The sequence below is a fragment of the Hydrogenophaga sp. FG152 genome, from assembly GCF_057809615.1.
In genome coordinates, this window is the sequence record NZ_JBMDKH010000001.1 from 161,914 (window position 1) to 180,602 (window position 18,689).

An 18,689-nucleotide genomic window follows, 5' to 3' on the forward strand; every position below is an offset into this window, starting at 1 on the left:
CCGGTCATGCAAGCCGTTGAAATCAGCGCCTACGGCGCACCCGAAGTCCTGCGCCTGGGCGAACGCCCGGTGCCGGTCGCGGGTGCGGGCGAGGTGCTGATCCGTGTCAGCGCGTCGGGCGTGAACCGCCCTGACGTGCTGCAGCGCACCGGCAACTACCCGGTGCCACCTGGCGCGTCCGACATTCCCGGCCTCGAGGTGGCGGGCGTGATCGAATCGGGCGATGCCGCCGCGATGGCGCAGGCCGGCCTGAAGGCCGGCGACCGCGTGTGCGCGCTGGTCGCCGGGGGTGGCTACGCGCAATGGTGCGTGGCGCCTGTGGGGCAATGCCTGCCGGTGCCCGAGGGCCTGGACGACATCGCCGCCGCTTCGCTGCCCGAGACCTTCTTCACCGTCTGGAGCAACGTGTTCGACCGCGGTCGCCTGCAGGCCGGTGAAACCCTGCTCGTGCAGGGTGGCACCAGCGGCATCGGCGTGACCGCGATCCAGATGGCCAAGGCCCTGGGCGCTCGCGTGATCGCCACCGCCGGCAGCGACGACAAGTGCGCCGCCTGCCTCAAGCTCGGGGCCGACCACGCCATCAACTACAAGACCCAGGACTTCGTCGCTGCCGTGGCCGAGCTCACGGGCAAGCGCGGCGTCGATGTCGTCCTCGACATGGTCGCCGGCAGCTACGTGAGCCGCGAGATCGAATGCCTGGCCGAGGACGGCCGGCTGGTGATCATTGCGGTGCAGGGCGGCGTCAAGGCCGAGTTCAACGCCGGCCTGGTGCTGCGCCGTCGCCTGACCATCACGGGGTCCACCCTGCGACCCCGGCCGGTGGCGTTCAAGGCGGCGATCGCGGCCTCGCTGCGCGCGCGCGTGTGGCCCTTGCTGGCCGAAGGCCGCATCCAGCCGGTGATTCACCAGGTGTTTCCCGCCGCGCAGGCCGCGGCGGCGCACACGCTGATGGAGTCCAACCAGCACGTCGGCAAGCTCGTGTTGAGCTGGGCCTGACCCGGTCAGAGAAGAAACCGTCATGAGAAAACTGATTGCAGGCAACTGGAAGATGAACGGCTCGCTGGCCGCCAACGAAGCGCTGGTCAAGGCCATGCTCGATGGCCTCGGCGGCCAGTCGCCCAAGGCCGACATGGCCCTGTGCGTGCCCGCGCCTTACCTGGCGCAGGTGGGCGCGCTGCTGCAACGCAGCCCGATCGCCTGGGGCGCGCAGGATGTGTCGAGCCAGGAGCAGGGCGCCTACACCGGTGAGGTGTCGGCGGCCATGCTGCGTGACTTCGCCTGCCGCTACGCCATCGTGGGCCATTCCGAGCGCCGCCAGTACCACGGCGAAACCGACGCCGTGGTGGCCGAGAAGGCGAAAGCCGCGCTGGCCAAGGGCATCACGCCCATCGTCTGCGTCGGCGAAACGCTGGCCGAGCGCGAGGCCGGTCACACCGAGGAGGTGGTCAAGCGCCAGCTGGCGGCCGTCATCCACCTCTGCGGCCACTGCATCACTGAAATCGTCGTGGCCTACGAGCCAGTCTGGGCCATCGGCACCGGCAAGACCGCCACGCCCGAAGAGGCGCAGCAGGTGCACGCCGTGTTGCGCGCCCAGATTTCGGCGGCGACGCAGAATGCCGGTCGGGTTCACATCCTGTACGGCGGCAGCATGAACGCAGCCAACGCCGCGAGCCTGCTGGCCCAGCCTGACATCGACGGCGGCCTCATCGGCGGTGCGTCGCTCAAGGCGCCCGACTTCCTTCAGATCGTGGCTTCTGCCCCTTAATCCCCGCTCGCGCCCTGGGTGGCGCGGCGACAACCGATATCTCCGGAGAAAAAAGATGAACGTTTTGTTGACCATCCTGCTGGCGGTTCAGATCCTGGCCGCGCTGGGCATGATCGGCCTGATCCTCATGCAGCACGGCAAAGGTGCCGATGCGGGCGCGGCCTTCGGTGGTGGCGCTGGTTCGGCCAGCCTGTTCGGTGCCTCGGGTGGCGCGAACTTCCTGTCGCGCACCACGGCCGTGCTGGCCGCCATCTTCCTCGCCTGCACGCTGGCTCTGGCGTATTTCGGCAACCTGCGCACCGCCGCACCGAGCACGGGCAGCGTGCTGGAAGGCGCTGCCTTGCCCGCGCAACCGGCCGGAGCCGCCCAGCAGATCCCGGGCACCGGCACGGCGCCCGCGCCGGCCGCCGCAGGCGATGCCGCACCGGCCACCGGCGCAGCCCAGATTCCCGCCAAGTAAGCGAATCCTCCATCCGCCTGGCCACCACGCCGGGCGGACTTTTCCTGCGCTGCGACAACCCGACCGATTCCTTCGGAAAAACCGGAGCAGCCCCCGGAAACAGGGGGCGTTTCAGGGTAAACTCTATGGGTTGTCAGCAAGGCTCGCACCATTCCTCGCGAGCCCATCAATGCAGACCCAGCCGACGTGGTGAAATTGGTAGACACGCTATCTTGAGGGGGTAGTGGCGAAAGCTGTGCGAGTTCGAGTCTCGCCGTCGGCACCAATCATTGGACAACACGGTCCCACGCCGTGTCAGCGGAATCTACCCAAGATGAGTCTCGAACAATACCTTCCTGTGCTCCTGTTTATCTTGGTGGGTATTGCCGTAGGGATCATCCCGCAGGTTCTGGGCTACATCCTTGGCCCCAACCTCCCGGACGCCGAGAAAAACTCCCCTTACGAATGCGGCTTCGAGGCTTTCGAAGACGCCCGCATGAAGTTCGATGTGCGCTACTACCTGGTGGCCATCCTCTTCATTCTCTTCGACCTCGAAATTGCATTCCTCATTCCCTGGGCCGTGGCGTTCTCCGACATCGGGGCCACGGGCTTCTTCGCTGGCGTGGTGTTCCTGGCCATCCTGACCGTGGGCTTCGCCTACGAATGGAAAAAAGGCGCGCTGGATTGGGAATGAGTTCGACAGACGCGTGCGCGCGCACCGGAGCGGTTCATGATTGAAGGTGTATTCAAGGAAGGTTTCGTCACCACCAGCTACGACTCGGTGGTGAACTGGGCCAAGACCGGCTCGCTCTGGCCCATGACCTTTGGTCTGGCCTGCTGCGCGGTCGAGATGATGCACGCGGCCGCCGCGCGCTACGACATCGGCCGCTTCGGCTCCGAGGTGTTCCGCGCCAGCCCGCGCCAGTCCGATCTGATGATCGTGGCCGGCACGCTGTGCAACAAGATGGCGCCGGCCCTGCGCAAGGTCTACGACCAGATGGCCGAGCCGCGCTGGGTGCTGTCCATGGGCTCGTGCGCCAACGGCGGCGGTTACTACCACTACAGCTATTCGGTGGTGCGGGGCTGCGATCGCATCGTTCCGGTGGACGTGTACGTGCCCGGATGTCCTCCCACGGCCGAGGCGCTGCTGTACGGAATCATCCAGCTGCAGCAGAAGATCCGCCGCACCCACACCATTGCGCGTGCCTGAGCGCGGCGCCCCTGACATTGCTAGCACGTCACTGGCCCTGAAAGAACCCTGTTCATGACCGACACCGCCATGACTCCCCCTGCCGTCGAGCCCGAGGCGCTGAAGAACTCGCTGGCGGGTCTGCTGGGCGACAAGGCCCAGTCCCTCCAGGTGGTCCGCGAAGAGCTCACGCTCACGGTGAAGGCGTCCGACTACCTGGCCGTCATGCAGACCCTGCGCGATGCGCCCGAGGCCCGCTTCGAGCAGCTCATCGACCTCTGCGGCATGGACTACCAGGCCTACGGCGATGGCCGCTGGGAAGGCCAGCGCTTCGCGGCGGTGGTGCACCTGCTGTCCGTCACCCACAACCACCGCGTGCGCGTGCGTGTGTTCTGCCCCGAGGACGATTTCCCGGTGCTGGCGTCGGTGACCCCGCTGTGGGCCGCGGCCAACTGGTACGAGCGCGAGGCCTTCGACCTGTACGGCATCGTCTTCGAAGGCCACGACGACCTGCGCCGCATCCTGACCGATTACGGCTTCATCGGCCACCCGTTCCGCAAGGACTTCCCGCTGTCGGGCCACGTCGAAATGCGCTACGACGCCGAGCGCCAGCGCGTGATCTACGAGCCGGTGACCATCGAGCCGCGCGAGATCACGCCGCGCATCATCCGCGAAGACAACTACGGGGGCCTGCACTGAGGCCCCGGCCCGTCGTGTGAATCGTCATGGCAGAGATCAAGAACTACACCCTGAACTTCGGTCCGCAGCACCCGGCCGCGCACGGCGTGCTGCGCCTCGTGCTGGAGCTGGACGGCGAGGTCGTGCAACGCGCCGACCCGCACATCGGCCTGCTGCACCGCGCCACGGAGAAGCTGGCCGAGCACAAGACCTACATCCAGTCGCTGCCCTACATGGACCGACTGGACTACGTCTCCATGATGTGCAACGAGCACTCCTACTGCCTGGCCATCGAGAAGCTGCTGGGCATCGAGGTGCCGATCCGCGCGCAGTACATCCGCGTGATGTTCAGCGAGATCACACGCCTGCTCAACCACCTGATGTGGCTGGGCTCGCACGGCAACGATTGCGGCAGCTCGACCATCCTGATCTACGCGTTCCGCGAGCGTGAAGACCTGTTCGACATGTACGAGGCCGTGTCCGGCGCGCGCATGCACGCGGCCTATTTCCGTCCGGGCGGCGTGTACCGCGACCTGCCGGACAGCATGCCGCAGTACAAGCACAGCAAGATCCGCAACGCGCGTGCCATGGAGCAGATGAACACGAACCGCCAGGGTTCGCTGCTCGACTTCATCGACGATTTCACCAAGCGCTTCCCGACCTACCTGGCCGAGTACCACACGCTGCTGACCGACAACCGCATCTGGAAGCAGCGCACCGTCGGCATCGGCGTGGTCACGCCCGAGCGCGCGCTCAACCTCGGCATGACCGGTCCCATGCTGCGCGGCTCCGGCATCGCCTGGGACCTGCGCAAGAAGCAGCCGTACGACGTGTACGGCCAGATGGACTTCGACATCCCGGTGGGCAAGACCGGCGACTGCTACGACCGCTACCTCGTGCGCATGGAGGAGATGAAGCAGTCCAACCGCATCATCGAGCAGTGCGTGAAGTGGCTGCGCGCCAACCCCGGCCCGGTGATCACCGACAACCACAAGGTGGCGGCGCCCGCCCGTGAGGCCATGAAGGCCAACATGGAAGAGCTGATCCACCACTTCAAGCTTTTCACCGAAGGCTTCCACGTGCCCGAAGGCGAGGCCTACGCGGCGGTCGAACACCCCAAGGGCGAGTTCGGCATCTACCTCGTGAGCGACGGCGCCAACAAGCCCTACCGCCTGAAGATCCGCGCGCCCGGTTTCGCGCACCTCGCCACCATGGACGAGATGGCGCGCGGCCACATGCTGGCCGATGCGGTGGCCATCATCGGCACCATGGACATCGTTTTCGGAGAGATCGACCGATGAGCACCGTCACGCCCGAGTCCTTCCACGAGGCCACGATCCGGCGCTTCGACCGCGAGGTCGCGAAGTACCCCGACGAGCAGCGCATTTCCGCGGTGATGGCCTGCCTGTCCATCATCCAGCAGGAAGCGGGCCACGTGAGCCCTGAAGCCGAGGTGGCGCTGGCCGCCTACCTGCGCGTCGAACCGATCGCGGTGCACGAGGTCACGACCTTCTACAACATGTACAACCAGCGGCCGGTGGGCAAGTTCAAGCTCAACGTCTGCACCAACCTGCCGTGCCAGCTGCGCGACGGCAACAAGGCCCTGCACCACCTGGAGCAGAAGCTGGGCATCACCATGGGCGAGACCACGGCCGACGGCCTGTTCACGCTGCAGCAGAGCGAATGCCTGGGTGCCTGCGCCGACTCCCCCGTGATGCTGGTCAACGACCGCCACATGTGCAGCTTCATGAGCAACGAGAAGCTGGACCAGCTGGTCGACGGCCTCAAATCGTCCGTGCAGGCCTCGGAAGGACAAGCATGAACGCCGAGCAGATCCTCTCGCAGTTCCGCGCCACCGGCGTGCAGACCTGCTTCCACGGCCGCCACATCGAACCGCAGATCTACGCCGGCCTCGATGGCAGCAACTGGTCGCTCAAGGACTACGTGGCCCGCGGTGGCTACCAGGCCCTGCGCAAGGTGCTGGGCCAGGACGGCGCACCGCCGGCCGGTGATCCGCCCGTCGTGGGCATGACGCAGGACCAGGTGATCGCCACGCTGAAGGAATCGGCCTTGCGCGGCCGGGGCGGCGCGGGCTTCCCCACGGGCCTGAAGTGGAGCTTCATGCCGCGCCAGTTCCCGGGCCAGAAGTACCTGGTTTGCAACTCGGACGAAGGCGAGCCCGGCACCTGCAAGGACCGGGACATCCTGCTGTACAACCCGCACATCGTGATCGAAGGCATGGCCATCGCGGCGTATGCGATGGGCATCAGCGTGGGCTACAACTACATCCACGGCGAGATCTTCGAAGCCTATGAGCGCTTCGAGGCCGCGCTGGAAGAGGCGCGCGCCGCCGGCTTCCTGGGTGACGGCATCATGGGCAGTGGCTTCAACTTCCAGCTGCACGCCGCGCACGGCTTCGGCGCCTACATCTGCGGTGAAGAAACCGCGCTGCTCGAATCGCTCGAAGGCAAGAAGGGCCAGCCCCGCTTCAAGCCGCCGTTCCCGGCCAGCTTCGGCCTGTACGGCAAGCCCACCACCATCAACAACACCGAGACCTTCGCGGCGGTGCCCTGGATCATCCGCAACGGCGGCGCGGCCTACCTGGCCTGCGGCAAGCCGAACAACGGCGGCACCAAGATCTATTCGGTCTCGGGCGACGTGGAGATGCCGGGCAACTACGAGGTGCCGCTGGGCACGCCGTTCAGCAAGCTGCTGGAGCTCGCCGGTGGCGTGCGCAAGGGCCGCACGCTCAAGGCCGTGATTCCCGGTGGCTCGTCGGCCCCGGTGCTGCCTGCGCACATCATGATGGAGTGCACGATGGACTACGACTCCATCGCCAAGGCCGGCTCCATGCTGGGCTCGGGTGCCGTCATCGTGATGGACGACTCTCGCTGCATGGTCGAGTCGCTCAAGCGCCTGTCCTATTTCTACATGCACGAATCCTGCGGCCAGTGCACGCCTTGCCGCGAAGGCACGGGCTGGCTCTGGCGCATGGTGGATCGCATCGACCGCGGCCTGGGCAAGCCCGCCGACATGGCGCTGCTCGACAACGTGGCCGAGAACATCATGGGCCGCACCATCTGCGCCCTGGGCGATGCGGCGGCCATGCCGGTGCGCGCCATGATCAAACACTTCCGGCATGAGTTCGAGGCCAAGATCGCGGCTGCTCAGACGCCCGTCAAGGCCGCTTAAGAGAAGACATTCCCATGGTTGAAATCGAACTCGACGGCAAGAAGGTGGAAGTGCCCCCGGGCAGCATGGTCATGCATGCGGCCGAGAAGGCGGGCACCTACATCCCCCACTTCTGCTACCACAAGAAGCTGTCCATCGCGGCCAACTGCCGCATGTGCCTGGTTGACGTGGAAAAGGCGCCCAAGCCCATGCCCGCCTGCGCCACGCCGGTCACACAGGGCATGATCGTGCGCACCCAGAGCGACAAGGCGATCAAGGCCCAGCAGTCGGTGATGGAGTTCCTGCTCATCAACCACCCGCTGGACTGCCCCATCTGCGACCAGGGCGGCGAGTGCCAGCTGCAGGATCTGGCCGTGGGCTATGGCGGCTCCGGTTCGCGCTACGAAGAAGAAAAGCGCGTGGTCTTCCACAAGGACGTGGGCCCGCTGATCTCCATGGAGGAGATGAGCCGCTGCATCCACTGCACCCGCTGCGTGCGCTTCGGCCAGGAAGTGGCCGGCGTGATGGAGCTGGGCATGTCGCACCGCGGCGAACACGCCGAAATCGAGACCTTCCTGGGCGATACGGTGGACTCCGAGCTCTCGGGCAACATGATCGACATCTGCCCGGTCGGCGCGCTCACCAGCAAGCCGTTCCGCTACAGCGCCCGGACCTGGGAGCTGTCGCGCCGCAAGAGCGTGAGCCCGCACGATTCCACCGGTGCCAACCTGATCGTCCAGGTGAAAAACCACAAGGTCATGCGCGTGGTGCCGCTGGAGAACGAGGCTGTCAATGAATGCTGGATCGCCGACCGCGACCGCTTCTCGTACGAGGCCGTCAACAGCGAAGAGCGCCTGACCTCGCCCATGCTCAAACAGGGCGGCGAGTGGAAGACGGTCGACTGGCAGACCGCGCTCGAATACGTGGCCAATGGCCTGAAGCAGGTCAAGGCCGATCACGGTGCCAACGCCATCGGCCTGCTGTCCAGCCCGCACAGCACGCTCGAAGAGCTGGCCCTGGCCGGTGCGCTGGTGCGCGGCCTGGGCAGCCAGAATATCGACGCGCGCCTGCGCCACGCCGATTTCTCGAACACCGCGCCGGCAGGCGCGGCCCGCTGGCTGGGTCTGCCGATCGCATCGCTCTCCACGCTGCAACGCGTGCTCGTGATCGGCTCCAACCTGCGCAAGGACCACCCGCTGTTCGCGCAGCGCATCCGCCAGGCCCAGCGCAAGGGCGCACAGGTCAACGTGCTCAACGCCAAGGCGCAGGACTGGGCCATGCCGATAAAGAACACCGTGCTGGCCGACAGCCGCCTGTGGGTGTCGGCGCTGGCCGGCATCGCGGCCGCCATTGGCGCTGAAACGGGTGCCGCGGCGCCCGTGAGCGGCGAAGCCACGGACGCGCACCGCGCGGTCGCCAAGTCCCTGCTGGGCGGCGAACAGAAGGCCATCCTGCTGGGCAATGCGGCGGCACACCATGCCAAGGCGTCGAGCCTGCTCGCGCTGGCCAACTGGATCGCCCAGCAGACCGGTGCCACGGTGGGCTACCTCACCGAAGCCGCGAACACCGTGGGCGCGCAGCTGGTGAACGCGCTGCCGGGGCAGGGCGGTCTGAACGCCAGCCAGATGCTGGTGGGCAAGCTCAAGGCCGCCATCCTGCTCAACACCGAGCCTGCCCAGGACACCGCCGTCGGTGCCACGGGTCTGGCAGCGGCCGACATGGTCGTCACCCTGAGCCCCTTCAAGACCAACCTCGACGTGAGCGACGTGCTCCTGCCCATCGCTCCGTTCACCGAAACCTCGGGCTCCTTCGTGAACGCCGAAGGCCGCCTGCAAGGCTTCCACGCCGTCGTGCGCCCGCTGGGCGACACGCGCCCGGCCTGGAAGGTGCTGCGCGTGCTCGGCAACCTGCTGGACCTGCCGGGCTTCGACGCCGATTCGTCGCAGGCCGTGCTGGCCGCGGCGCTGCCGGGTGTGAGCAACGGCAGCGTGGTCGATGCCGCCCGCCTGTCCAACGCGAGCAGCGCGGCGATCGACACGTCGCCGGCCGAAGTGGCGCCCTGCGTGGCCTCCATCTACCAGCTCGACGGCCTGGTGCGCCGCTCGACCGCCCTGCAACTCACCGCCGATGCGCGGACCGCTCAAGCCCTGGAAGGAGCCGCAGCGTGATCGATGCGATGTACAACGGCGGCCTGGGCCTGATCGCCGCCGACTGGTGGGCCACCGGTGCCTGGCCCGTCATCTGGAACCTGATCAAGATCGTGGTCGTGCTCGCGCCCCTGATGGGCGCGGTGGCCTACCTCACGCTGTGGGAGCGCAAGCTGCTCGGCTGGATCCAGGTGCGCCACGGTCCCAACCGCGTGGGCCCCTTCGGCCTGCTGCAGCCGATCGCCGACGCGCTCAAGCTGCTGACCAAGGAACTGATCCGCCCCAGCGCGGCCAGCAACGGGCTGTTCCGCCTCGGCCCCGTCATGGCCATCATGCCGGCGTTGGCCGCGTGGGTTGCGATTCCTTTCGGCCCGGAGGCGATCATCGCCAACGTGAACGCCGGCCTGCTCGTGATCCTGGCCATCACCTCGATCGAGGTCTACGGTGTGATCATCGCCGGCTGGGCGTCCAACTCCAAGTACGCCTTCCTGGGCGCGCTGCGCGCCTCGGCGCAGATGGTGAGCTACGAAATCGCCATCGGCTTCTGCTTCCTGGTGGTGGTCATGACCGCCGGCAGCCTGCACCTGGGGGAGATCGTGGCCTCGCAGGCGCGCGGCATGGGCGCCAACATGGGCCTGGGCTTCCTGTCCTGGAACTGGCTGCCCCTGCTGCCGATCTTCTTCGTCTACCTGATCTCCGGCGTGGCCGAAACCAACCGCCACCCCTTCGACGTGGTCGAAGGCGAGGCCGAGATCGTGGCGGGCCACATGGTCGAGTACTCGGGCATGGGCTTCGCCATCTTCTTCCTGGCCGAGTACGCCAGCATGTGGCTGGTGTCCGTGCTGGCCGTGCTGATGTTCCTGGGCGGCTGGCTGTCGCCGATCGCCGCGCTCGACTTCATCCCCGGCTGGATCTGGCTCGGCATCAAGACCTGCGTGGTGGTGTCCATGTTCATCTGGATCCGCGCCACCTTCCCCCGCTTCCGCTACGACCAGATCATGCGTCTGGGCTGGAAGATCTTCATCCCTGTCACGCTGATCTGGCTGCTCCTCGTGGGCGCGCTCATGCAGACCCCGTGGAACCTCTGGAAATAAGCCGGGCGCACGACCATGTCCACCACCACCGCCAATTCCACCGCGCCGTCCGCGCACGCCGCGCCGTTCTCTTTCCGCGATTTCTTCAACAGCTTTCTGCTGGTGGAGCTGTTCAAGGGCATGGCCCTGACGGGCCGCTACGCCTTCAAGCGCAAGGTCACGGTGCAGTTCCCCGAGGAGAAGACGCCGCTGTCGCCACGCTTCCGTGGCCTGCACGCCCTGCGCCGTTATGAGAACGGTGAAGAGCGCTGCATCGCCTGCAAGCTCTGCGAAGCCGTCTGCCCGGCGATGGCGATCACCATCGAATCCGATGTGCGCGCCGATGGTTCGCGCCGCACCACGCGCTACGACATCGACCTGACCAAGTGCATCTTCTGCGGCTTCTGCGAAGAAAGCTGCCCGGTCGACTCCATCGTCGAGACGCATGTCCTCGAGTACCACGGCGAAAAGCGCGGCGACCTGTACTTCACCAAGGAGATGCTGCTGGCCGTGGGCGACCGCTACGAATCCGAGATCGCCGCCGCCCGGGCCTCCGACGCCCCCTACCGCTGATCAGGGCTGACCCGACTCGGCCGGACCAGACGACACAAGAACCACGACGCCATGGATTACCAGACCGGCTTTTTCTACCTGTTCTCCGCGGTGCTGCTGTACGCAGGCTACCGCGTGATCACCGCGCGCAACCCGGTGCATGCCGTGCTGCACCTCATGCTCGCGTTCTCGCAGGCGGCGGCGCTGTGGCTGTTGCTGCGCGCCGAGTTCCTGGGCATCACGCTGGTGCTGGTGTACCTGGGCGCGGTGATGGTGCTGTTCCTCTTCGTCGTGATGATGCTGGACATCAACCTGGACACGGTGCGCCAGGGTTTCTGGAAGCACTTCCCGGTGGCGGCCTTGCTCGGCGCCTTCGTGGCGGCCGAACTCATCGCCGTGCTGTGGGCCGGTTTCCCCACGGTCACGGGCAATCCGGGCGCGGTGGCGGCCGACCCGGGCTATTCCAACACCCGTGAACTGGGCGTGCTGCTGTACACCGAGTACCTGTACCCGATCGAAGTGGCCGCCGTGATCCTGCTGGTGGCCATGATCGCCGCCATCGCGCTGACCCTGCGCCAGCGCAAGGACAGCAAGGCCATCAACCCCAATCTGCAGGTGCACGTGCGCGCCAGCGACCGCCTGGTGGTGCTGCCCATGAACGCCACGCAGAAAGCCGCTCCCGCCGCCGACGCGGCAGCCGCCCAGGAGGGCCAGAAACCATGACCGTCTCGCTGGGCCATTTCCTCGCCGTCGGCGCGATCCTGTTCGCGATCTCGGTCGTGGGCATCTTCCTGAACCGCAAGAACCTCATCGTTCTGCTCATGGCCATCGAACTGATGCTGCTGGCCGTGAACATGAACTTCGTGGCCTTCTCTCATTTCCTGGGCGACATGCACGGCCAGGTCTTCGTGTTTTTCATCCTGACCGTGGCCGCCGCCGAATCGGCGATCGGTCTGGCCATTCTGGTGCTGCTGTTCCGCAACAAGTCGTCGATCAGCGTCGAAGAACTCAACACCCTCAAGGGTTGAGGCCAGGGCCACCCCACACGAGAACTCAGGCAAGAACCCCATGAGCACCACCCTCTCTGCAAGCACCTTGCTCGCCGTTCCGCTGGCCCCATTGCTGGGTTCGGCGATCGCCGGCATCCTGGGCACCACCTTCGGCGGCAACGTGATCGGCCGCCGCGCCTCGCACACCTTCACCATCCTGGGCGTGCTGGTGGCCTTCATCCTCTCGGCCATGACGCTCAAGAGCGTGGCCGTGGACGGTGCGCGCTTCAACGAGACCATCTACACCTGGATGGTGGTGGGCGGCCTGAAGATGGAGATCGGCTTCCTGGTCGATGGCCTCACCGCCATGATGATGGTGGTCGTCACCTTCGTCTCGCTCATGGTGCACCTCTACACCATCGGCTACATGGAGGAAGACGACGGCTACAACCGCTTCTTCGCCTACATCTCGCTGTTCACCTTCTCCATGCTCATGCTGGTCATGAGCAACAACCTGCTGCAGCTGTTCTTCGGCTGGGAGGCGGTGGGTCTGGTGTCCTACCTGCTGATCGGGTTCTGGTTCAACAAGCCCACGGCCATCTTCGCCAACATGAAGGCCTTCCTGGTCAACCGCGTGGGCGACTTCGGCTTCATCCTCGGCATCGGCCTGATCGTGGCCTATGCCGGCACCATGAACTACACCGAGGTGTTCGCCAAGGCGCCCGAACTCGGCACGCTGGGCTTCCCAGGCACCGACTGGATGCTGATCACCGTGATCTGCATCTGCCTGTTCATCGGCGCCATGGGCAAGAGCGCGCAATTCCCGCTGCACGTCTGGCTGCCTGACTCCATGGAAGGCCCCACGCCCATCTCTGCGCTGATCCACGCCGCCACCATGGTGACGGCCGGCATCTTCATGGTCGCGCGCATGTCGCCGCTGTTCGAGCTGTCGGACACCGCGCTCAACTTCATCCTGGTCATCGGCGCGATCACCGCGCTGTTCATGGGCTTCCTGGGCATCATCCAGAACGACATCAAGCGCGTGGTGGCGTACTCCACGCTCTCGCAGCTGGGCTACATGACGGTCGCGCTGGGCGCCTCGGCCTACTCGGTCGCCGTGTTCCACCTGATGACCCACGCCTTCTTCAAGGCGCTGCTGTTCCTGGCCGCCGGCTCGGTCATCATGGGCCTGCACCACAACCAGGACATCCGCTGGATGGGTGGGGTGCGCAAGTACATGCCCATCACCTGGATCACCTCGCTGCTGGGCACGCTGGCCCTGATCGGCACGCCGCTGTTCTCCGGCTTCTATTCCAAGGACAGCATCATCGAGGCGGTGCACTTCAGCAACCTGCCCGCCGCCGGCTTCGCGCACTTCGCGGTGCTCGCGGGCGTGTTCGTCACCTCGTTCTATTCGTTCCGGCTCTACTTCCTGGTGTTCCACGGCAAGGAGCGCTACGACCAGAACCCGGACGCCCACCACGGCCACCACGACGACCATGGCGACCATGGCGACCACCACGACGACCATGGGCACGGCCACGGCGATGGCAAGCCTCACGAGTCGCCCTGGGTGGTGACGGTGCCGCTGCTGCTGCTGGCCATTCCTTCGGTGGTGATCGGTTTCATCACCATCCAGCCCATGCTGTTCGGTGACTTCTTCAAGGACGCCATCACCATCAACACCGCGGCCCACCCGGCCATGGTGAAGTTCGGCGAGATGTTCCACGGGCCCCTGGCCATGGCGACCCACGCGCTTTCGACCGCGCCGCTGTACCTGGCCCTGGCCGGCGCGGTGTGCGCCTGGTACATGTACCTGATCAACCCGGCCGTGCCGGCCGCCATCGCGCGCGCGCTGCGCCCGCTGATCGTGGTGCTGGAGAACAAGTACTACCTGGACTGGTTCAACGAGAACGTGCTGGCCCGTGGCGCGCGCGCGCTGGGTGTCGGCCTCTGGAAGGGCGGCGACCGGGGCGTGATCGAAGGTGGCGTGGTCAACGCCAGCTGGAAGCTGGTGGGTGTGGTGTCCTCGGTCGTGCGCCGCGCGCAGACCGGTTACCTCTACCACTACGCGCTCATGATGATCGTGGGCGTGCTGCTGTTCATGACGTATTTCGTCTGGCTCGCCAAATAAGAAGAGGGATAACAAGATGGGTTTGCTGAGCCTTGCAATCTGGACGCCGATCTTCTTCGGCGTCGTGCTGCTGGCCCTGGGCCGCGACGATCAGGCGCACGTGGTGCGCTGGGTCGCGCTGGTGGGCGCCATTGCCGGCCTGGCTGTCACCGTGCCGCTGTACACCGGCTTCGAGCTGGGCACCGCCGCCATGCAGTTCGTCGAGAAGCGCGCCTGGATCGAGAACTTCAACGTCAACTACCACCTGGGCGTGGACGGCATCTCGCTCTGGCTGATCTTGCTGACCGCCTTCATCAACGTGGTGGTGGTGGTGGCGAGCTGGGAGTCGATCACCTCGCGCGTCAACCAGTACATGGGCGCCTTCCTGATCCTCTCGGGGCTGATGATCGGCGTCTTCAGCGCGCAGGACGCGATGCTGTTCTACGTGTTCTTCGAAGCCACGCTGATCCCGATGTACCTGATCATCGGTATCTGGGGCGGCCCGAACAAGATCTACGCGGCCTTCAAGTTCTTCCTGTACACCCTGCTGGGCTCGCTGCTCATGCTGGTGGCCCTGATCTACCTGTACACGCAGTCCGGTGGCAGCTTCGCGCTGGCCGACTGGTACAAGCTGCCCCTGGGCGGCACCGCGCAGACCCTGCTGTTCTTCGCCTTCTTCGCCGCCTTTGCGGTGAAGGTGCCGATGTGGCCGGTGCACACCTGGCTGCCCGACGTGCACGTGGAAGCCCCCACCGGCGGTTCCGCCGTGCTGGCGGCCATCATGCTCAAGCTGGGTGCCTACGGTTTCCTGCGCTTCTCGCTGCCCATCCTTCCCGATGCCGCGCACGAATGGGCCTGGCTGATGATCGCACTCTCGCTCATCGCCGTGATCTACGTGGGTCTGGTCGCCATGGTGCAGCAGGACATGAAGAAACTCGTGGCCTACTCGTCGGTCGCGCACATGGGCTTCGTCACCCTGGGCTTCTTCGTCTTCAGCGACCTCGGCGTGTCCGGTGCAATCGTGCAGATGATCGCCCACGGCTTCGTCTCAGCCGCCATGTTCCTGGGCATCGGCGTGCTGTACGACCGCGTGCACTCGCGCGAGATCGCCGACTACGGGGGCGTGGTCAACACCATGCCCAAGTTCGCCGCCTTCGCGCTGCTGTTCACCATGGCCAACTGCGGCCTGCCGGGCACCGCCGGTTTCGTGGGCGAGTGGATGGTCATCATCGCCGCCGTCAAGGCCAACTTCTGGATCGGCCTGCTGGCCGCCTCGGCCCTGATCTTCGGCGCCGCGTACTCGCTGTGGATGTACAAGCGGGTCTACCTCGGCAGCGTGGGCAACGACAATGTCAAGGCCCTGGTCGACATCAACGCGCGCGAATTCCTGGTGCTGGGCGTGCTGGCGCTGGCCGTGCTCTACATGGGTGTCTATCCCAAGCCCTTCACCGACGTGATGGACGCGTCCGTGGCCGAACTGCTGCGCCACGTCGCCATCTCCAAACTGAACTGAGCTCACGCTACACGAGAGAACGCTCACATGATTGACAAGCTCAGCTGGGTCGCGGCCTACCCGGAAATCCTCCTGATGACGATGGCCTGCGTGATCGCGCTGGTCGATCTGGCGGTGAAGACGCCGCTGCGCGGCATCACCTACGGCCTGACGCTGCTGACGCTGGGCGTCATCGCGGTGCTGCAGGGCCTGGCCGCGAGCTCGGGCAACACCGTCTACGGCTTCGGCGGCATGATCGTCAGCGACCCCATGGGCAACTGGCTCAAGTGCTTCGCCTCCATCGCCATGATGGTCACCTTCGTGTACGGCCGTGCCTACGCCGGCCAGCGCGACATGCTGCGCGGCGGCGAGCTGTTCAGCCTGGGCATGTTCGCGCTGCTGGGCATGTTCGTCATGATCTCCAGCCACCACTTCCTGGTGATCTACCTCGGTCTGGAGCTGCTCACGCTCTCCAGCTACGCCCTGGTTGCGCTGCGCCGCGACGACGTGAAGGCCACGGAAGCGGCCATGAAGTACTTCGTGCTGGGCGCGCTGGCCAGCGGTTTCCTGCTCTACGGCCTGTCCATGGTCTATGGCGCCACCGGTTCGCTGAACCTCACCGAGGTGATGCTCACCATCGCGGGCGGCGACGACACGCTCGTGGGCTCGCCGCAGGTGCTCACCCTTGGCCTGGTGTTCGTGGTGGCCGGCCTGGCCTTCAAGCTCGGCGTGGTGCCCTTCCACATGTGGGTGCCCGATGTGTACCACGGTGCCCCGACCGCCATCACCCTGATGATCGGTGGCGCACCCAAGCTGGCCGCCTTCGCCATCGTGATCCGCCTGCTGGTCGAAGGCCTGCAGCCGCTGGCCGTGGACTGGCAGCAGATGCTCGCCGTGCTCGCCGTCATGTCGCTGCTGGTGGGCAACCTCGCCGCCATCGCGCAGAACAACCTCAAGCGCATGCTGGCCTTCTCGACCATCGCGCAGATGGGCTTCCTGATGCTGGGCCTGCTCGCGGGCGTGGTGCAGGGCGCCGACGGCCTGGACAGCAGCAACATGGCCAACGCCTACGGCTCGTCCATGTTCTATGTCGTCACCTACGTGCTGACCACGCTGGGCACCTTCGGTGTGATCCTGCTGCTCTCGCGCAGCGGCTTCGAGTCGGAGAACATCAGCGACCTGGCCGGCCTGAACCAGCGCAGCCCGCTGTACGCCGGCGTCATGGCGGTCTGCATGTTCTCGCTGGCCGGCGTGCCGCCGCTGGTGGGTTTCTACGCCAAGCTCGCCGTGCTGCAGGCGCTGCTGGCTTCGAGCGCCGCCTTCTATGTGGGCCTGGCCGTGTTCGCGGTGATCATGTCGCTGATCGGCGCGTTCTACTACCTGCGCGTGGTCAAGATCATGTACTTCGATGCGCCCACGCAGACCGCCGAGATCGAGGCCGGGCTGGACGCGCGCGCGGTGCTCTCGGTCAACGGCCTGCTGGTGCTGGCGCTGGGCATCGTGCCTGGCGGCCTCATGACCCTGTGTGCCCAGGCCGTGGCGCAACTGCTGGCCTGATCGCGTTGGCGGCGCACCGGTGAACTTGCCGGTGGCCGCCGGCTCACACCGTTCCATGACCCACACACTCTCTGTCTGGCTGGTGCTGATCACCGCCTTCGTCGCGGCCAACCTGCCTTTCCTCAACAACCGTTGGCTGGCCGTGCTGCCGCGCCGCGCGCCCAAGACGCTGTGGATGCGCGTGGGTGAACTGGTGCTGCTGTACTTCTTGGTCGGTGCGTTGGGCCTGGCGCTCGAACGCGACGCCGGCCAGATCGCCCCTCAGGGCTGGGAGTTCTACGCCACCACGGGCTCGCTGTTCCTGACCCTGGCCTTCCCTGGCTTCGTCTACCGCTACCTGTTCCGCCGCCGCGGCTGATGGCCGAGCTGCCCATGGCCGACGACAGCCACCTCCGAGAAACCCCGCTGTCGCGCACCGAGTTGCTGCGCGGCCATTTCCTGCACGTGGTGCGCGACACCGTGCGCATGCCCGATGGCGCCCACGCCACGCGCGAGTTCGTGCTGCACCCGGGCGCCGTGATGGTGATCGGCCTGCTGGACGATGGCCGTGTGGTGATGGAGCGGCAGTTCCGTCACCCCATGCAGGCGGTGATGATCGAATTCCCCGCCGGCAAGCTCGACGCGGGCGAGGGCAGCCTGGCCTGCGCGCGGCGCGAGCTGCTCGAAGAAACCGGCTACAGCGCCCGCGAGTGGGCCTTTGCCGGCCGGCTCGCGCCCACCATCGCCTATTCCGACGAAGTCATCGACATCTGGTTCGCGCGCGGCCTCACGCTCGGTGAGCGCCAGCTCGACGAAGGCGAATTCCTGGACGTGTTCGCCGCCACGCCCGCCGAGCTGCAGGCCTGGTGCTTCAGCGGCGAGGTGATCGACTGCAAGACCCTGATCGGCTCCATGTGGCTGCAGAACGTGCAGCGCGGCGAATGGGTTCTGGAATGGGCCGCCCACCCGGATGGGGCGGATGCGGGACAATCCGGGGCATGAAGGTCCTCAACCTGCAGTGCGCGCACCAGCACGAATTCGAAGGCTGGTTCGGCTCCGAAGACGACTACACGAGCCAGCTCGAGCGCGGCCTGGTGTCGTGCCCGATGTGTGGCGATGTGCACATCCAGAAGAAGCTCTCGGCACCGAGGCTGAACCTGCGCGCCGGCCGTCAGGAGCCGCAGGCGCCGGCCGAACCGGCCGCCGGCACGGCGGTGGCCATGAGCAACCACGGTGGTCAGCCCGACCTCGTGGCCATGCAGGCGCGCATCATGCAGGCGCTGCGCGAGGTGATGGCGAACACCGAAGACGTGGGTGAACGTTTCGCCGACGAAGCCCGGGCCATGCACCATGGCGAGGTCGAGCATCGGCAGATCCGGGGCCAGGCCAGCCCGCAGGAAGCGCTGGAACTCATGGAAGAGGGCATCGAAGTGATCGCCCTGCCTTCGGTGCCCGGCATCAAGGAAACGCTGCAGTAGACAGGGAACACCCCCCTGCGCCGCTGCGCGGCTTCCCCCCTCTCTGGCGCGCCTTCGGCGCTTGGAG

At 66.1% G+C, this 18,689-nt stretch carries 20 protein-coding genes and 1 tRNA gene; all 21 read left to right on the forward strand.

The features are described 5' to 3' along the window. The first annotated feature begins 6 nt into the window (after positions 1-6). On the forward strand, positions 7-996 hold the full coding sequence (locus ACODTB_RS00800) for an NAD(P)H-quinone oxidoreductase (protein WP_291117833.1): 990 nt from the start codon (positions 7-9) through the stop codon (positions 994-996). Between the two features lie 22 nt (positions 997-1,018). Then, positions 1,019-1,765: a triose-phosphate isomerase gene (gene tpiA, locus ACODTB_RS00805; protein ID WP_291117830.1), complete on the forward strand. Its 747-nt coding sequence runs from the start codon at positions 1,019-1,021 to the stop codon at positions 1,763-1,765. 55 nt (positions 1,766-1,820) lie between these two features. Further along, complete coding sequence (gene secG / locus ACODTB_RS00810; protein ID WP_291117827.1) at positions 1,821-2,225, forward strand: preprotein translocase subunit SecG; 405 nt, start codon at positions 1,821-1,823, stop codon at positions 2,223-2,225. A 180-nt stretch (positions 2,226-2,405) separates the two neighbouring features. Then, positions 2,406-2,490 (forward strand) — tRNA-Leu (locus ACODTB_RS00815). 48 nt (positions 2,491-2,538) lie between these two features. Beyond that, positions 2,539-2,898, forward strand: a complete 360-nt coding sequence (locus tag ACODTB_RS00820) for an NADH-quinone oxidoreductase subunit A (RefSeq protein WP_204735483.1) — start codon at positions 2,539-2,541, stop codon at positions 2,896-2,898. Positions 2,899-2,934: 36 nt separating this feature from the next. Next, the gene (locus tag ACODTB_RS00825) at positions 2,935-3,414 is read left to right on the forward strand and encodes a NuoB/complex I 20 kDa subunit family protein (RefSeq protein WP_066270388.1); all 480 of its coding nucleotides are present in this window, start codon (positions 2,935-2,937) and stop codon (positions 3,412-3,414) included. Positions 3,415-3,483: 69 nt separating this feature from the next. Further along, on the forward strand, positions 3,484-4,092 hold the full coding sequence (locus ACODTB_RS00830) for an NADH-quinone oxidoreductase subunit C (protein WP_488929081.1): 609 nt from the start codon (positions 3,484-3,486) through the stop codon (positions 4,090-4,092). 26 nt (positions 4,093-4,118) lie between these two features. After that, positions 4,119-5,372, forward strand: coding sequence for an NADH-quinone oxidoreductase subunit D (locus ACODTB_RS00835; RefSeq protein WP_488929042.1), 1,254 nt, complete (start codon positions 4,119-4,121; stop codon positions 5,370-5,372). Further along, positions 5,369-5,893, forward strand: a complete 525-nt coding sequence (nuoE, locus tag ACODTB_RS00840) for an NADH-quinone oxidoreductase subunit NuoE (protein ID WP_291120490.1) — start codon at positions 5,369-5,371, stop codon at positions 5,891-5,893. Before ACODTB_RS00835 ends, nuoE begins: the two co-directional genes overlap by 4 nt. Beyond that, positions 5,890-7,263 (forward strand): NADH-quinone oxidoreductase subunit NuoF, encoded by a 1,374-nt coding sequence (gene nuoF / locus ACODTB_RS00845; protein ID WP_291120488.1) that lies wholly within the window; start codon positions 5,890-5,892, stop codon positions 7,261-7,263. Before nuoE ends, nuoF begins: the two co-directional genes overlap by 4 nt. A gap of 14 nt (positions 7,264-7,277) precedes the next feature. Next, on the forward strand, positions 7,278-9,410 hold the full coding sequence (gene nuoG, locus ACODTB_RS00850) for an NADH-quinone oxidoreductase subunit NuoG (protein WP_291120486.1): 2,133 nt from the start codon (positions 7,278-7,280) through the stop codon (positions 9,408-9,410). Beyond that, positions 9,407-10,483: an NADH-quinone oxidoreductase subunit NuoH gene (gene nuoH, locus ACODTB_RS00855; RefSeq protein ID WP_291120484.1), complete on the forward strand. Its 1,077-nt coding sequence runs from the start codon at positions 9,407-9,409 to the stop codon at positions 10,481-10,483. The genes nuoG and nuoH overlap by 4 nt, the downstream gene beginning before the upstream one ends. A gap of 15 nt (positions 10,484-10,498) precedes the next feature. Beyond that, positions 10,499-11,035 carry an NADH-quinone oxidoreductase subunit NuoI gene (nuoI, locus tag ACODTB_RS00860; RefSeq protein ID WP_291120482.1) on the forward strand — a complete coding sequence of 179 codons (537 nt, stop codon included), beginning with the start codon at positions 10,499-10,501 and terminating at the stop codon, positions 11,033-11,035. 51 nt (positions 11,036-11,086) lie between these two features. Next, complete coding sequence (locus ACODTB_RS00865; RefSeq protein WP_291120480.1) at positions 11,087-11,737, forward strand: NADH-quinone oxidoreductase subunit J; 651 nt, start codon at positions 11,087-11,089, stop codon at positions 11,735-11,737. After that, a complete protein-coding gene (gene nuoK / locus ACODTB_RS00870) occupies positions 11,734-12,042 on the forward strand; it encodes an NADH-quinone oxidoreductase subunit NuoK (RefSeq protein ID WP_291120478.1) in 309 nt (102 codons plus the stop codon). Before ACODTB_RS00865 ends, nuoK begins: the two co-directional genes overlap by 4 nt. Before the next feature lie 40 nt (positions 12,043-12,082). Continuing rightward, the gene (nuoL, locus tag ACODTB_RS00875; protein WP_291120476.1) at positions 12,083-14,137 is read left to right on the forward strand and encodes an NADH-quinone oxidoreductase subunit L; all 2,055 of its coding nucleotides are present in this window, start codon (positions 12,083-12,085) and stop codon (positions 14,135-14,137) included. Positions 14,138-14,153: 16 nt separating this feature from the next. Beyond that, positions 14,154-15,629 (forward strand): NADH-quinone oxidoreductase subunit M, encoded by a 1,476-nt coding sequence (locus ACODTB_RS00880; protein ID WP_291120474.1) that lies wholly within the window; start codon positions 14,154-14,156, stop codon positions 15,627-15,629. A 27-nt stretch (positions 15,630-15,656) separates the two neighbouring features. Next, positions 15,657-17,165 (forward strand): NADH-quinone oxidoreductase subunit NuoN, encoded by a 1,509-nt coding sequence (gene nuoN, locus ACODTB_RS00885; protein ID WP_291120472.1) that lies wholly within the window; start codon positions 15,657-15,659, stop codon positions 17,163-17,165. A 55-nt stretch (positions 17,166-17,220) separates the two neighbouring features. Beyond that, entirely contained in the window at positions 17,221-17,523 is a 303-nt protein-coding gene (locus ACODTB_RS00890; RefSeq protein WP_291120470.1) for a DUF2818 family protein, read from the forward strand. Next, positions 17,523-18,146 carry an NUDIX domain-containing protein gene (locus tag ACODTB_RS00895; RefSeq protein ID WP_291120468.1) on the forward strand — a complete coding sequence of 208 codons (624 nt, stop codon included), beginning with the start codon at positions 17,523-17,525 and terminating at the stop codon, positions 18,144-18,146. The genes ACODTB_RS00890 and ACODTB_RS00895 overlap by 1 nt, the downstream gene beginning before the upstream one ends. Then, a complete protein-coding gene (locus ACODTB_RS00900) occupies positions 18,143-18,622 on the forward strand; it encodes a DUF1178 family protein (RefSeq protein WP_291120466.1) in 480 nt (159 codons plus the stop codon). Before ACODTB_RS00895 ends, ACODTB_RS00900 begins: the two co-directional genes overlap by 4 nt. Positions 18,623-18,689 lie beyond the last annotated feature (67 nt).

What these genes read in the sequence shown, in the direction of transcription:
- ACODTB_RS00830 (WP_488929081.1), top strand. Translation starts at nt 3,484, where the DNA reads ATGACTCCCCCTGCCGTCGAGCCCGAGGCGCTGAAGAACTCGCTGGCG.
- ACODTB_RS00890 (WP_291120470.1), top strand. Translation starts at nt 17,221, where the DNA reads ATGACCCACACACTCTCTGTCTGGCTGGTGCTGATCACCGCCTTCGTC.
- nuoK (WP_291120478.1), top strand. Translation starts at nt 11,734, where the DNA reads ATGACCGTCTCGCTGGGCCATTTCCTCGCCGTCGGCGCGATCCTGTTC.
- nuoL (WP_291120476.1), top strand. Translation starts at nt 12,083, where the DNA reads ATGAGCACCACCCTCTCTGCAAGCACCTTGCTCGCCGTTCCGCTGGCC.
- nuoF (WP_291120488.1), top strand. Translation starts at nt 5,890, where the DNA reads ATGAACGCCGAGCAGATCCTCTCGCAGTTCCGCGCCACCGGCGTGCAG.
- ACODTB_RS00835 (WP_488929042.1), top strand. Translation starts at nt 4,119, where the DNA reads ATGGCAGAGATCAAGAACTACACCCTGAACTTCGGTCCGCAGCACCCG.
- ACODTB_RS00895 (WP_291120468.1), top strand. Translation starts at nt 17,523, where the DNA reads ATGGCCGAGCTGCCCATGGCCGACGACAGCCACCTCCGAGAAACCCCG.
- nuoE (WP_291120490.1), top strand. Translation starts at nt 5,369, where the DNA reads ATGAGCACCGTCACGCCCGAGTCCTTCCACGAGGCCACGATCCGGCGC.
- ACODTB_RS00800 (WP_291117833.1), top strand. Translation starts at nt 7, where the DNA reads ATGCAAGCCGTTGAAATCAGCGCCTACGGCGCACCCGAAGTCCTGCGC.
- nuoN (WP_291120472.1), top strand. Translation starts at nt 15,657, where the DNA reads ATGATTGACAAGCTCAGCTGGGTCGCGGCCTACCCGGAAATCCTCCTG.
- tpiA (WP_291117830.1), top strand. Translation starts at nt 1,019, where the DNA reads ATGAGAAAACTGATTGCAGGCAACTGGAAGATGAACGGCTCGCTGGCC.
- nuoI (WP_291120482.1), top strand. Translation starts at nt 10,499, where the DNA reads ATGTCCACCACCACCGCCAATTCCACCGCGCCGTCCGCGCACGCCGCG.
- secG (WP_291117827.1), top strand. Translation starts at nt 1,821, where the DNA reads ATGAACGTTTTGTTGACCATCCTGCTGGCGGTTCAGATCCTGGCCGCG.
- ACODTB_RS00865 (WP_291120480.1), top strand. Translation starts at nt 11,087, where the DNA reads ATGGATTACCAGACCGGCTTTTTCTACCTGTTCTCCGCGGTGCTGCTG.
- ACODTB_RS00900 (WP_291120466.1), top strand. Translation starts at nt 18,143, where the DNA reads ATGAAGGTCCTCAACCTGCAGTGCGCGCACCAGCACGAATTCGAAGGC.
- nuoG (WP_291120486.1), top strand. Translation starts at nt 7,278, where the DNA reads ATGGTTGAAATCGAACTCGACGGCAAGAAGGTGGAAGTGCCCCCGGGC.
- ACODTB_RS00820 (WP_204735483.1), top strand. Translation starts at nt 2,539, where the DNA reads ATGAGTCTCGAACAATACCTTCCTGTGCTCCTGTTTATCTTGGTGGGT.
- ACODTB_RS00825 (WP_066270388.1), top strand. Translation starts at nt 2,935, where the DNA reads ATGATTGAAGGTGTATTCAAGGAAGGTTTCGTCACCACCAGCTACGAC.
- ACODTB_RS00880 (WP_291120474.1), top strand. Translation starts at nt 14,154, where the DNA reads ATGGGTTTGCTGAGCCTTGCAATCTGGACGCCGATCTTCTTCGGCGTC.